This is a genomic window from Amycolatopsis sp. NPDC031561 (assembly GCF_055580625.1).
Genome location: NZ_JBVILA010000006.1, coordinates 142,327 through 156,955, shown reverse-complemented (window position 1 = coordinate 156,955; position 14,629 = coordinate 142,327). Strand labels below are relative to the sequence as shown.

The following is a 14,629-nucleotide window of genomic DNA, read 5'->3' as shown; positions in this document are numbered from 1 at the left end:
ATCGTGAACCATCGAACATCCTGGCTAGGGGCTGACCGTGTCTGACGACAAACTTCGGAGTTACCTGAAGCGGGCCATCGCGGACGCGCAAGACGCACGGGCGCGGCTGCGCGAGGTCCGGGAACGAGCCGACGAACCGCTCGCCGTCGTCGGCATGGCCTGCCGCTTCCCCGGCGGGGTGACCACGCCGGAGGAGTTCTGGGAGCTGCTGTCGGCCGGGACCGACGCGGTCGGCGGCTTCCCGACCGACCGCGGCTGGGACCTCGACAGCGTCTACGACCCGGACCCGGCGCACGAGGGCACCTCCTACGTCGCGCAGGGCGCGTTCCTGAGCGACGCCACGGAGTTCGACCCGGCGTTCTTCGGGATCAGCCCGCGCGAGGCGCTGGCGATGGACCCGCAGCAGCGGCTGCTGCTGGAGACCTCGTGGGAGGCCCTGGAGCGGGCCGGGATCGACCCGGCGAAGCTCAAGGGCACCGCCACGGGTGTCTTCGCGGGCGCCTTCGCCTCCGGGTACGGCATCGGTGTTTCCCTGTCGGGCCAGGCGGATTCGGGTGTCGAAAGCCACCTGATGACCGGCAACTCGACCAGCGTGCTGTCCGGGCGGGTGTCCTATGTGCTCGGTCTGGAAGGGCCCGCGGTCACCATCGACACCGCGTGTTCGTCGTCGCTGGTCGCGCTGCACTTGGCCGCGTATGCGGTCCGGTCGGGAGAGTGCTCGCTGGCGTTGGCCGGTGGTGTCACGGTGATGCCGTCTCCGGGGACGTTCGTCGAGTTCTCCCGGCAGCAAGGACTGTCCGCGGACGGGCGGTGCCGGGCGTTCTCCGAGGACGCGGACGGCACCGGCTGGGCCGAGGGCGCCGGGGTGCTGGTGGTGGAGCGGCTGTCGGAGGCGCAGCGGCTCGGCCATCGTGTGCTGGCTGTGGTGCGGGGTTCGGCGGTGAACCAGGATGGTGCGTCGAATGGTTTGACGGCGCCGAATGGTCCTTCGCAGCAGCGGGTTATCCGGGCGGCGTTGGCGAATGCCGGGCTGACGGCGTCCGATGTGGACGTGGTGGAAGCGCACGGCACGGGGACGAAGCTGGGTGACCCGATCGAGGCGCAGGCGCTGCTGGCCACGTACGGGCGGGACCGGGACCGTCCCTTGTGGCTGGGTTCGGTGAAGTCCAACATCGGGCACACGCAGGCCGCAGCCGGGATGGCGGGGCTGATCAAGGCGGTGCTCGCCCTTCAGCACGGCGAGCTTCCGCGGACGTTGCACGCTGAGACGCCTTCGTCCCATGTGGACTGGGCGTCGGGCGAGGTTCGGTTGTTGACGGAGAACGTGGCGTGGGAGCGGGGCGAGCGGGTCCGGCGGGCGGGGGTGTCGGCGTTCGGTATCAGTGGGACCAACGCGCACATCATCGTCGAGGAGGCTCCGGCGGAGGAGCCCGTCGAAGTGGTCGTGACAGATGAGCCGACCGTGTGGGTGTTGTCGGGTCGCAGCGCGGACGGGCTGGCCGCGCAGGCTCGGCGGTTGCGCGGGTGGGTGGCCGGGCGCGAGCTGCCGCCGGTGGATGTCGGGTGGGCACTGGCGACTACGCGGTCGGTGTTCGAGCACCGGGCCGTGGTGCTGGGCGAGGATTTGGCGGGCGGTTTATCGGATTTGGCGGCTGGAGTGTCGTCGGGTTCGGTGGTGTCCGGGGTTGCCGATCCGGGTGCTCGGGTTGGTCTGGTGTTCGCGGGCCAGGGTTCGCAGTGGGCCGGCATGGGTTGGGACCTCTACGAGGCGAACCCGGTGTTCGCCCAGGCCTTCGACCGGGTTTCGGGCTTGTTGGAGCTGGAGCTGGGTGTTTCGGTTCGGGACGTCGTGCTGGATCCGGAGACACCGGGCAGTGACCAGACTTTGTATGCGCAGGCTGGGTTGTTCGCTTTTGAGGTGGCGTTGTTCGAGGTGCTGCGCGCCGCGGGTGTTCGTGTGGATGCGGTGGTGGGGCATTCGGTGGGTGAGGTGGCCGCGGCACACGCGGCTGGCGTGTTGTCTCTGTCGGATGCGTGTCGTCTGGTCGCTACTCGCGCTCGGTTGATGCAGGCGTTGCCGGTGGGTGGTGCGATGGCGGCGATCAACGCATCGGAGAGCGAGGTCGTTGAGACTCTGACAGATGGGGTGTCGATCGCGGCGGTCAATGGGCCGGAGTCGGTGGTGGTCTCTGGTGAGGTCGAGGCGGTCGACCAGCTTGTCGCGCTCTGGAACGAGCGCGGGCGTCGGGTTCGGCGGTTGCGGGTGAGCCATGCGTTCCATTCCGCGGCGATGGATCCGGTGCTGGACGAGCTGCGCGAAGTGGCCGAAGGACTCACGTATGCGCGTCCGGAACTGCTGTGGGCGGGTGCGTTGACGGGTGAAGTGTTGACTGTGTGCGAGGCGGGCTATTGGCCTGCGCAGACGCGTCGCCCGGTCCGGTTCGGCGATGCGGTGGAGTCCCTTGTTGCGCAGGGGATTTCGGTGTTCCTGGAGGTCGGTCCGGACGGTTCGCTGTCCGCGCTCGGCACCGCGGACGCCGCGTTCGTCCCCTTGCAGCGCAAGGACGGCACAGGCCTGATGGCCGGGCTGGCGCAGGCGTTCGTGCACGGCGCACGCGTGGACTGGAGTGCGCTGATTCCCCAGGGGAACCGCGCGCAGCTGCCCACGTATGCCTTCCAGCACCAGCGTTACTGGCCCGACGGCATTATCTCGCTTACGCCGTCGGCCGCCGCTGACACCGAGTTCTGGACCGCGGTGGACGAGGGCGATCTGGACTGGCTCGCCGGGGAACTCGACCTTGACGACCAGCAGCACCTCGACGTGCTCCTGCCCGCGCTGGCGTCCTGGCGGCGCCGGAAACAGGACCGCTCGACCATCGCCGACTGGCGTTACCGCACCGAGTGGACCGCGCTGCCCGAGCCCGCTCCGGCGGCTCTTTCCGGACGCTGGCTGCTTGTCGCGCCGGAGAGCGTCGGCACGCGGCCGTATGCCGACGCGCTGTCGGCCGCGGGAGCTGAGGTCAAGGTGATCGAGGTCCCCGCCGGTGTCGTGGCGCGGGACGCGCTCGGCGCGCTGCTGGACTCCGCGCCGGCGGGCGTGCTGTCGTTGCTCGCGCTGGACGAGAACCCGCTGCCCGGACTGCCCTCCGTCCCCGGCGGACTGGCCGCGACCCTCGGGCTCGTCCAGGCTTTGGCTGAGGTCAGCGCGCCGCTGTGGGTGGCCACGCGCGGCGCGGTGGCGAACGGTGCCGCGAATCCGGTGCAGGCGCAGGCTTGGGGCCTGGGCCGGGTAGTCGGCTTGGAGCACCCGGAACGCTGGGGCGGGCTGCTCGACCTGCCGGAGACGCTGGACGAGCGCGCGGCCGCGCGACTGGTCTCGGTGCTCGCCGGGGGCGTTGAGCGCGAAGTCGCGCTCCGCGACGGCGGGGTGCTGGGCCGCCGTCTCGTGCAGGCCGGACGGGTTTCGCGCGAGCCGTGGACGCCGCGTGGCGACGTGTGGCTCACCGGCGGCACCGGCGCGCTCGCCGGGCACGTGTCCCGCTGGCTGGCCGAAAACGGCGCGCGTCGGCTGGTGCTCACCAGCCGTTCCGGCCCGGCCGCCGGAGTCGCGGCGCTGGTCGCCGAGCTGGCCGAGCAGGGCACCCGGGTGGACGTGCTGGCCTGCGACGTGACCGACCGCGCGGCGCTGACCGCGCAGGCCGCCTGGATCGGCCCCGAGCTGAGCACCGTGCTGCACACCGCCGGGGCGCTCGACGACGGCGTGCTCGAACACCTGTCACCCGCGCGACTGGCCGCCGTGCTGGACGTGAAAGCCCGCGGCGCGGCGTTGCTGGACGAGGTCACCGCCGGTCTGGAACTGGACGAGTTCGTGCTGTTCTCCTCGGCCGCCTCGACCCTCGGCGCGGCGGGACAGGGCAACTACGCGGCCGCGAACGCGTACCTGGACGCGCTGGCGGAGCACCGTCGGGCGCGGGGACTGCCCGCGCTGGCCGTGGCGTGGGGCGCGTGGGCGGGCGGCGGCTTCGCCGACTCCAGCGCGGCCGCGCGCACCCGGACCAGCCGCGGCGGCATGCGGCCGATGGAGCCGCAGCTCGCGGTCCGCGCCCTCGGCGAGGCGCTGCGCGGGGTCGAACCGGTGCAGACCGTGCTGGACATCGACGTGGCCGAGCTCCCGGCGGAGCTGCGGACCGCGCCGTTGCTGCGGGATCTGCCGGCGATCCGACGTCTTCCCGCCGTCGCCGCGCAGCCGCCAGCCACCGGCGAACTCGTGCGGCGGCTGACCGGGCTGAGCCCCGCTGACCAGGATGAACTGCTCACCGACCTGGTCCGCACCGAAGCGGCGATCGTGCTCGGCCACGCCTCGGCGGACGCGATCGAGCAGCGGCGGGCGTTCAAGGACCTCGGTTTCGACTCGCTGACTTCCGTCGAGCTGAGAAACCGGCTGGGGGCGGCGACCGGCGAGCGGCTGCCCGCGACGGTGGTGTTCGACTACCCGACCCCGGAAGCGCTGGCCGCGTTCCTGCGGACCGAACTGCTCGGCGAGCACCCGGAAATCGGTGCCGCCGCGCCCGCCGCCGTGTCGTCTGCCGACGAGCCGATGGCGATCGTCGGCATGGCGTGCCGGTTCCCCGGCGGTTCCAGCACTCCGGAGCAGTTCTGGGAGATGCTGGCCTCCGGCACCGACACGGTGGGGGACTTCCCCGCCGACCGCGGCTGGGACCTCGACAACGTGTACGACGCCGACCGGGACAATGCGGGCACTTCCTATGTGGCGCAAGGGGCGTTCGTCGCCGACGCCGCCGGGTTCGACGCCGACTTCTTCGGGATCAGCCCGCGCGAGGCGCTGGCGATGGACCCGCAGCAGCGGCTGCTGCTGGAGACCTCGTGGGAGGCGCTGGAGCGCGCGGGGATCGACCCGGCGAAGCTCAAGGGCAGCGCCACCGGCGTCTTCGCGGGCGGCTACATCTCCGGCTACGGCCTCAACCTGGCCACCGAAAGCGGGGTCGAAGCGCACAGCCTGACCGGCAACGCCACCAGCGTGCTGTCCGGCCGGATCTCCTACGCCCTCGGCTTGGAAGGCCCCGCGGTCACCATCGACACCGCGTGCTCGTCGTCGCTGGTCGCCCTGCACCTGGCCGCGCAAGCGGTGCGCTCCGGCGAATGCTCACTGGCGCTGGCCGGTGGCGTCACGGTGATGGCGACCCCGGGCATGTTCATCGACTTCTCGCGCCAGCAGGGCCTTTCCGCCGACGGGCGGTGCCGGGCGTTCTCCGACGACGCGGACGGCACCGGCTGGGCCGAAGGCGCGGGCATGCTGGTGGTGGAGCGGCTTTCCGACGCACAGCGCAACGGGCACCCGATTCTGGCGGTGGTGGCCGGCAGCGCGGTGAACCAGGACGGTGCGTCGAACGGGTTGACAGCGCCGAACGGTCCTTCGCAGCAGCGAGTGATTCGGGCGGCGTTGGCCGATGCCGGGTTGTCGGTGTCCGATGTGGACGTCGTGGAGGCGCACGGCACGGGCACGACGCTGGGCGACCCGATCGAGGCGCAGGCCGTGCTCGCGACTTACGGCCAGGACCGGGACCGTCCACTGTGGCTGGGTTCGGTCAAGTCCAACATCGGCCACACACAAGCGGCGGCCGGTGTGGCCGGGGTGATCAAGATGGTGCTGGCGTTGCGGAACAACGAGATTCCGCGCACGCTGCACGCCGAGACGCCTTCGTCGCATGTGGACTGGACGGCGGGCGACGTTCGCCTGCTGACCGAGAACGCGCCGTGGCCGGTCAACGGTCATCCGCGCCGCGCGGGCGTGTCGTCGTTCGGGATGAGCGGCACCAACGCGCACATCATCCTGGAGGACGCGCCGGCCGCGGTGCCGGCCGAACCGGAGGACGCGACGGCTCCGGTGGTGTCCGGCGCGGGTGCGCTGGTGCTGTCCGGCCGGACCGAGCCGGGACTCGCCGCACAGGCGCGTCGCCTGGACGACTGGCTGACCGGGCGGGAGACGCGTCCGGAGGACGTGGCCTGGTCGTTGGCGACGACGCGGTCGGTGTTCGAACGCCGGGCCGTGGTGATCGGCGACGGCACCGGTTTGACGGATCTGGCGGCGGGTTCGCCCTCGGGTGCGGTGGTGACCGGGTCGGCGCGGACCGGGGTCCGGGCGGTGTTCGTGTTCGCCGGTCAGGGTTCGCAGTGGGTCGGCATGGGGCGTGAGCTGGCGCAGGCGAGTGCGGTGTTCGCGGCGCGGCTGGCGGAGTGCGAGGCGGCTTTGGAGTCCTTTGTGGACTGGAAGCTGTCCGATGTGCTCGGCGGCGAGTTGGAGTCGGCGGATGTGGTGCAGCCTGCGTTGTGGGCGGTGATGGTGTCGTTGGCCGCGGTGTGGGAAGCGGCTGGGGTGCGCCCGGAGGCGGTGGTCGGTCATTCGCAGGGTGAGATCGCGGCGGCGACGGTTGCGGGGATGTTGTCCCTTGAGGATGGTGCGAAGGTTGTTGCGCTGCGGTCGAAGTCTCTGAAAGCTCTGGCAGGTCTGGGCGGCATGTTGTCGGTGAGCGCGGCTGCCTCTGAGGTGGTGGAGCGGCTCGGCGGGTGGGGTGATCGGTTGTCGCTTGCGGCTGTGAATGGTCCGGCCGCGGTGGTCGTGTCGGGTGAGCCGCAGGCGTTGGCTGAGCTGAAGTCCGAACTGGATGCCGAGGGCGTGCGGGCGCGGATGGTGGCGGTGGATTACGCGTCGCATGGTGCGCAGGTCGAGAGCCTGGAAGAGGAGATCCGCGCGGTGCTGGCGGAGGTGTCGCCGCAGCGAGGCCGGGTGCCGATGGTGTCGGCGATGACGGGGGAGACCCTGACCGGCGAGGAACTGGACGCCGGGTACTGGTACGAGAGCCTGCGTGCGCCGGTGATGTTCGACCGCGCGATCCGGACGGTGGCGGGCAGCGGGAACCGGATGTTCATCGAGGTCACTCCGCATCCGGTGCTGCTCGGCGCGATGAACGACACCTTGGACGAACTGGCCGCCGACGCCGAGTCGGGAACCGCCCCGGTCTGCGGCACGTTGCAGCGCGACGACGGCGGCGCGGTCCGGCTGCTCACCTCGTTCGCCGAGGCCTTCGTGCACGGCGTGACCGTCGACTGGACGAAGGTGCTGCCCGTCGGGAACCGGGTCGAGTTGCCTACCTACGCCTTCCAGCACGAGCGGTTTTGGCCGCAGGGCATGCTTTCGCTCTCGCCTCACGGCGGCACGGACCCGGCCGCGCTGGGGTTGTCCGCGGTCGGGCACCCGCTGCTCGGCGCGGCGATGGAACTCGCCGACGGCGCGACGGTGTGCTCCGGCCGGCTCTCCACACGTACTCAGCCGTGGCTGGCCGACCACGCCGTCGGCGGCGTGATCCTGTTCCCCGGCACCGGATTCGTGGAGCTGGCGGTGCGCGCGGGCGACCAGGTGGGCCGCGGCAAGGTGGAAGAACTGACCTTGCAGGCCCCGCTGGTGCTGCCCGCCGACGGCGGTGCGGTGCGGATCCAGGTCGTCGTCGCTGCGGACTGCGAGAACCTCGAGATCTTCTCCCGCCCGGACGGTTCCGCGGCGGAGTGGACCCGCCATGCCACCGGCGTGCTGGCCGCCGCGTCCGCCCCGCCCGCGGTGTCGGAGGACTTCGGCGTCTGGCCGCCTTCGGACGCGACCGCGTTGGCCGTCGACGGTTTTTACGCCGCGAAACTGTCCGATGTGTACGGTCCGGCGTTCCACGGCCTGCGCGCGGCATGGCGGCGCGGCGAGGACGTGTTCGCCGAGATCGAGCTGCCGGAGTCGGTGGCGGGCCAAGCGGATCAGTTCGGCCTGCACCCGGCGTTGCTCGACGCAGCCCTGCACGCCGCGCTGCTGGAGGACTCCGGCGACGAGATCCGGATGCCGTTCGCGTGGACCGGCGTCGAACTCCACGCCGAGGGCGCTTCGGTGCTGCGCGCCAAAGTCGGGCGCGGGCGGCGCGGCGATCTTTCGCTGGTCGCCGTCGACCCCGCCGGTGCTCCGGTGGTCACGGTGGATTCGTTGACCAGCCGTCCGGTGTCCGCGCCCGCGGTCGCCGAACCGGCTTCGTCCGGACTGTTGTTCGCCGAACAGTGGACCCCGGCCGCCGAAGCCGCGATCCCGGCCGGTGCCTGGGCGGTGCTCGGCGAAGACCCCTTCGGCCTGGCCGAAGAGCTGGCCGTTGCGGGCCTCTCGACGCAGACCTACCCGGACCTCGCCGGACTGGCGGCCGCGGACCCCGTTCCCTCGATCGTGCTCACCAGCGTCGCCGGGGCAGGCTCGATGCCCGAAGCCGCGCACACCGCCGCCGCGGCGGCGCTCGAACTGGTCAAGGACTGGCTGGAGGTACCGCGCCTGGACGCGGCGCGGCTGGTGGTGGTCACCCGGTCCGGCGCCGCGGTCGCCCCGGGCGAGGCCGTGGCCGATCTCGCCGCGGCTGCCGTCCGTGGGCTGCTGCGTTCGGCACAGGCGGAGAACCCCGGCCGGTTCGTCCTCGTGGATCTGCCCACCGAGAACGCCGGAATCGCCGCGCTCCCCGCCGTGCTCGGCGGGGAGGAACCGGAGCTGGCGTTGCGGGAGAACGGCGTCTTCGGACGCCGCGTGGTCCGTTCGTCTGGCAACGCGATGGCGGTTGAACGACCCGACGCGGGCCCCGATGGCCCCCGTTCGCTGCTGGTCACCGGCGGCACCGGCACCCTCGGCGGCCTGGTCGCCCAGCATCTGGTGCGCACCGGCCGCGCCCAGGAAGTGCTGCTGACCAGCCGGTCCGGCCCGGCCGCCGCCGGAGCGGCCGCGCGCGCCGCGCAGCTGGCGGAACTGGGCGCCGCGGTCCGGATCGTCGCGTGCGACGCGGCCGACCGCGACGCGCTGGCCGCGCTGCTGGACACCGTCGGAGAGGACTGCCCGCTCGGCGAGGTCTTCCACGCCGCCGGGATCATCGACGACGGTCTGGTCGCCGGGCTCACCGCCGACCGCCTGTCCACGGTCCTGCGCCCGAAGGCCGACGCCGCCTGGCACCTGCACGAACTCACCCGGCACCTGGACCTGCGGCAGTTCGTGCTGTTCTCCTCGGCCGCGGCGACCTTCGGAGCGCCGGGGCAGGGCAACTACGTCGCCGCCAACACCTTCCTCGACGCGCTCGCCGGACACCGCCGGGCAGCGGGCCTGACCGGCACTTCGCTGGCCTGGGGCCCGTGGGTGCACGAGGCGGGCATCGGCCGCGACCTCGGCGAACAGTCGTTGTCGCGGATCAGCCGCTCCGGCGTCACCGCGCTCGGCGCCGACGAGGGGCTCGCGGTGATGGACGCGGCGCTGGCCACCGAAGACGCCGTGCTCATCCCGGTCCGCCTGGACGTGGCGGCCCTGCGCGGCGCCGACGTCCCGCCGCTGTGGCGGGCGCTGGCCGGTGCTCCCGCGCGGCGCACCGCTGCTTCGGCCCCGGCTGCTGACAGCGACTCCCTTCGCGAGCGGCTGGCCGCGGCCACTCGCCAGGAACGCGACCGGATGCTGCGGCAGCTGGTGCTGGCGCACGTCGCCGCGGTGCTCGGGCACGCCTCGGCGGCTTCGATCGGCGCCGACCGCGCGTTCACCGATCTGGGCTTCGACTCGCTGACCGCGGTGGAACTGCGGAACCGGCTGCGGGCCGAAACCGGGCTGCGGCTGCCCGCCACGCTGATCTTCGACCACCCCACGCCTGCCGCGCTGGCCGTTTCGCTGCGCGGCGAGCTGATCGGCGACCTGTCCGCGCCGCACTCGGCCCCGACCGTGCGGCGGGCCGGAACGGACGAGCCGATCGCGATCGTCGGCATGGCCTGCCGGTTCCCCGGCGGCGCTGCCAGCCCGGAGGAGCTGTGGGAGCTGCTGTCCTCCGGCGGCGACGCGATCGAATCCTTTCCGGCCGACCGAGGCTGGCCGGTGGACGAGCTCTACGACCCGGAGTCCGAGCAGGCCGGGACCACCTACACCAAGGAAGGCGGTTTCGTCCGCGACGTCATCGGTTTCGACGCCGGGTTCTTCGGGATCAGCCCGCGCGAGGCACTGGCGATGGACCCGCAGCAGCGGCTGCTGCTGGAGGTGTCCTGGGAGGCGTTCGAACGCTCCGGCATCGACCCGGCGAGCCTGTCGGGCAGCCAGACCGGCGCCTTCGTCGGCGGCTACGGCTCGGGTTACGCGGCGGCGGGTCTGGACGGCAGCGCGGAGTTCGAGGGTGCCGAAGGCCACCTGATGACCGGCAACGCGACCAGCGTCCTTTCGGGCCGCCTGTCGTACTTCTTCGGGCTGGAAGGCCCGGCGGTCACGATGGACACCGCGTGTTCCTCGTCGCTGGTCGCGCTGCATCTGGCGGCGAAGGCGCTGAGCGCGGGGGAGTGCTCCCTCGCGCTGGCCGGCGGAGCCACGATCATGGCCAGCCCGGACGGGTTCGTCGCCTTCTCTCAGGCGCGCGGTCTGGCGGCAGACGGCCGGTCGAAGGCGTTCGCCGAGTCGGCCGACGGCATGGGCATGGCCGAGGGCGTCGGCATGCTGGTGGTGGAGCGGCTCTCCGACGCGCGGCGCAACGGGCATCCGGTGCTGGGGCTGGTCCGGGGTTCCGCGGTGAACCAAGACGGGGCCTCGAACGGCTTGACGGCGCCGAACGGTCCGTCGCAGCAGCGGGTCATCCGCGCGGCGCTGGCGAGCGCCGGCCTTTCGCCGTCCGAAGTGGACGCGGTGGAGGCACACGGCACCGGCACGAAACTCGGCGACCCGATCGAAGCGCAGGCGTTGCTGGCCACCTACGGCCAAGACCGCGACCGCCCGTTGTGGCTGGGTTCGGTGAAGTCGAACATGGGCCACACCCAGGCCGCGGCCGGCGTGGCGGGCGTGATGAAGATGCTGCTGGCGCTGGGACACGAGCAGCTGCCGAAAACCCTGCACGCGGCCGAGCCGTCCTCGCAGATCGACTGGACAGCCGGGAAGGTCGAGCTGCTCGCCGAACCGGTGGCCTGGCCTTCCGGCGGACAGCCGCGCCGGGCCGGGATCTCCTCGTTCGGCATCAGCGGCACCAACGCGCACATCATCCTCGAGGAGGCCCCGCCGGAGGACGCCGAACCGCGTCCGGACGCCGAGCCCGTGCTGCGCGGACCCGGTGCCTGGCTGGTGTCCGGCCGCTCCGCGGAGGGCCTCGTCGGACAGGCGGGCCGGCTGCGCGAATGGGCGGCCGCGCGTCCGGAGACCGACCCCGCCGACGTGGCGTGGTCGCTGGCGACGACCCGCTCGGCGTTCGCGCACCGTGCCGTCGTCCTCGGCGAGGACCGGACGAACTTGCTGGCCGGACTGCACGAGCTGGCGACCGGAGGCACCACCGGCACGGTGGTGGCCGGAACGGCCCGCCCCGGCGGCGCGGTGACGTTCGTCTTCCCCGGCCAGGGCTCCCAGTGGGCGGGCATGGGCCGGGAACTGGCGGAGGCCAGCCCGGTCTTCGCGGCCCGGCTCGCCGAATGCGAGCGTGCACTGGCGCCGTTCGCCGACTGGAACTTGACGGAGGTGCTCTCCGGCGAACTGCGCACCGCGGACCTGGTGCAGCCCGCGCTGTGGGCGGTGATGGTCTCGCTGGCCGCGGTGTGGGAAGCGGCCGGAGTGGCGCCGGATGCGGTGGTGGGGCACTCGCAGGGCGAGATCGCCGCCGCCACCGTCGCCGGGATGCTGTCCCTGCGGGACGGCGCACGGGTTGTCGCGCTGCGCTCGAAGTCACTGAAAGTGCTCGCGGGCGCGGGCGGGATGCTGTCGGTGACGCTGCCCGCCGCGGCGGTCGAACAGCGGATCTCCCGCTGGGGAGAGCAGCTCGCGCTGGCCGCGGTCAACGGTCCGGCCGCCGTGGTCGTCTCCGGCACTCCCGAAGCGCTCGCGGAGCTCAAGGACGAACTCGACGCGGAGGGCGTGCGCGCCAAGATGGTCGACGTCGATTACGCCTCGCACTCCGCGCAGGTGGCGCGGCTGGAAGACGAGATCCGTGCGGTGCTGGCCGGGATCGAGCCGCGTCGTGGCCGGGTCCCGATGGTGTCGGCGATGACCGGCGAAACCCTGACCGGCGAAGAACTCGACGCCGGGTATTGGTACGCGAGCCTCCGCGCCACCGTGCGTTTCGACCGTGCGGTGCGGACGCTGGCCGAGGAGGGACACCAGCTGTTCGTCGAGGTCAGCCCGCACCCGGTGCTGCTCGGCGCGACGACCGACACGCTGGAGGAAGCCGCCGCGGACGCCGCCCCCGGCACGGAACCGGCCGCGGTGTGCGCGACGCTGCGCCGCGACGACGGCGGCGCGACCAGGATGCTCACCTCGTTGGCGCAGGCGTATGTCACGGGAGCCGGGGTGGACTGGACCGCGGTGCTCCCGGTCGCCGAGCGGATCGCCTTGCCCACCTACGCCTTCCGGCACGACCGCTACTGGCCGACCGGGGCGGCTGCCGCCGGCGCGGTGCGCGGCGGCGACGGTTCGCAGGCCGAAGCCGAATTCTGGGCGGCGGTGGAGAGCGGCGACCTGGCCCAGATCGCCGACACCCTGGCGCTGGAGGACCAGGAGCAGTTCAGCGCGGTGCTGCCCGCGCTGGCGTCCTGGCGGCGTCGGGACCAGGAGCAGTCGGTGACCGCGAGCTGGCGCTACCGCATGTCGTGGGTGCCCCTGCCGGAACCCGATCCCGTGCTGCTGAACGGAACTTGGCTGCTCGTCGTCCCCGAGGGCGGCTTCGCCGAGACGCTGCGGAGGGACTGCGCCACAGCGCTGACCGTACGGGGCGCCGAGGTCTTGGTCGCGGAGATCCCCGCCGGGCACGCCGCCCGGCACGAGCTTTCGCCGGTGCTCGACCAGGTCGTCGACGGCGCGCCGATCGCCGGGGTGCTCTCGCTGCTGGCGCTCGACGAAGCTCCGCTGCCGGACCATCCGGTGGTGGCCGCCGGACTCGCCGCCACGCTGGGCCTGGTGCAGGCGTTGGGCGACGCCGGGGTGCTCGCGCCGCTGTGGCTGGCGACCAGCCAGGCGGTCGCGGCCGCGCCCGGCGAGGTGCCCTCGAGCGTCGCGCAGGCGCAGGTGTGGGGGCTGGGCCGGGTCGTCGGACTCGAACACCCGGACCGCTGGGGCGGGCTGCTCGACCTGCCCGCCGAGATCGACGAGCGGGCGGGCGCGCGGCTGGCCGCGGTGCTGGCCGACGGCGACGAGGACCAGGTCGCCCTCCGCCGGTCCGGGGTGCTGGGCCGCCGGATGGCGCGGGCAGGACGCCCGCGGCGAGGCGGGTCCTCGTGGCGGCCGCGCGGCAGCGTGCTGATCACCGGCGGCACCGGCGCGATCGCGGGGCACGTCTCGCAGTGGCTGGCCGAACGCGACACCGAGCGGCTCGTGCTCACCAGCCGGTCCGGCTCCTCGGCCGCGGGCATCGCGGCGCAGGCGGCGGGGCTGGCCGAACAGGGCAGCCGGGTGGACGTGCTGACCTGCGACGTCGGCGAGCGGGCCGAGGTCGCCGGGGTGCTCGACTGGATCGGGCGCACCGGACCGGAGCTGTCCTCGGTGATGCACACCGCCGGCGTGCTCGACGACGGCGTGATCGACCGGCTCTCCACCTCTCGCTTCGAGAAGGTCCTCTCGGCCAAGGCCACCAGCGCGGGCCACCTGGACGAGCTGACCGCCGAGCTGAACCTGGATGCGTTCGTGCTGTTCTCCTCAGCGGCTTCGACGCTGGGCTCGGCCGGGCAGGGCAACTACGCGGCGGCGAACGCCTACCTGGACGCGGTGGCGGAGAACCGGCGCGCGCGGGGCCTCAGCGGTCTGTCGGTGGCGTGGGGCCTGTGGGGCGGCGGCGGTCTCGCCGAGTCCAAGGACGCGATCAAGAGCCGGATGAAGCGGCTGCCGATGCCCGCGATGGATCCGCGCCTGGCGGTGCGGGCGCTGGGCGAATCGCTCGACGGGTCCGATGCCGTGGTGACGGTGATGGACGTGGACTGGAGCCGGCTGGCCAACCTGGCGCGGCGCCCGCTGGTGCGGGATCTGCCCGAGATGCGGCAGCTGGCCGCGGCTCCGGCCGCGACCGCGCCGGAAGCGGGCGACCTCGCCCAGCGGCTGGCGGGGCTCGAACGGGCCGAGCAGGAACGGCTGCTCACCGATCTGGTGCGCGCGGAGGCCGCGGTGGTGCTCGGCCACCCGTCGGCGGACGCGGTGCAGGCGAGCCAGGCGTTCAAGGAACTCGGCTTCGATTCGCTGACCGCGGTGGAGATCCGGAACAGGTTGAACACCGCCACCGGGCTGCGGGTCCCGACTACGTTGATTTTCGACTACCCCACCCCGGTGGCGGTGGCCGCCTGGCTGCGGTCCGGGCTCGTCGGCGACGACGCGGCCGGGGTCCCGGTGCTGGACGAGCTGGACCGGCTGGAGGCGGCGCTGACGAAACCGGCGGCCGGGCGGGAGATGGAGGACCGGATCACGCGTCGGCTGCAGACGATCCTGTCGGCGTGGATCACGAAGCAGGGCGGAGCGGAAGCCGAGGGCAGCGAGGTCGAACTCGGCTCGGCGACGCCCGACGAGGTGTTCGAGTTTCTCGACAAGGAACTGGGCCTGTCCGACTAGGTGCTGCGGGCTTGTTTGACGTCA

General features: G+C 72.7%; 1 protein-coding gene and 2 pseudogenes. All 3 read left to right on the top strand.

Annotated elements, in window-relative coordinates; all coding sequences use genetic code 11:
* Positions 1-70: 70 nt before the first annotated feature.
* Positions 71-7,585: pseudogene (locus ACZ5IK_RS16255) on the top strand (type I polyketide synthase); the annotation flags it as partial.
* A gap of 18 nt (positions 7,586-7,603) precedes the next feature.
* Positions 7,604-8,059: pseudogene (locus tag ACZ5IK_RS16250) on the top strand (polyketide synthase dehydratase domain-containing protein); the annotation flags it as partial.
* Positions 8,054-14,605: a type I polyketide synthase gene (locus tag ACZ5IK_RS16245; RefSeq protein WP_465488510.1), complete on the top strand. Its 6,552-nt coding sequence runs from the start codon at positions 8,054-8,056 to the stop codon at positions 14,603-14,605. The pseudogene ACZ5IK_RS16250 and the gene ACZ5IK_RS16245, both read left to right, overlap by 6 nt.
* Positions 14,606-14,629: the final 24 nt, after the last annotated feature.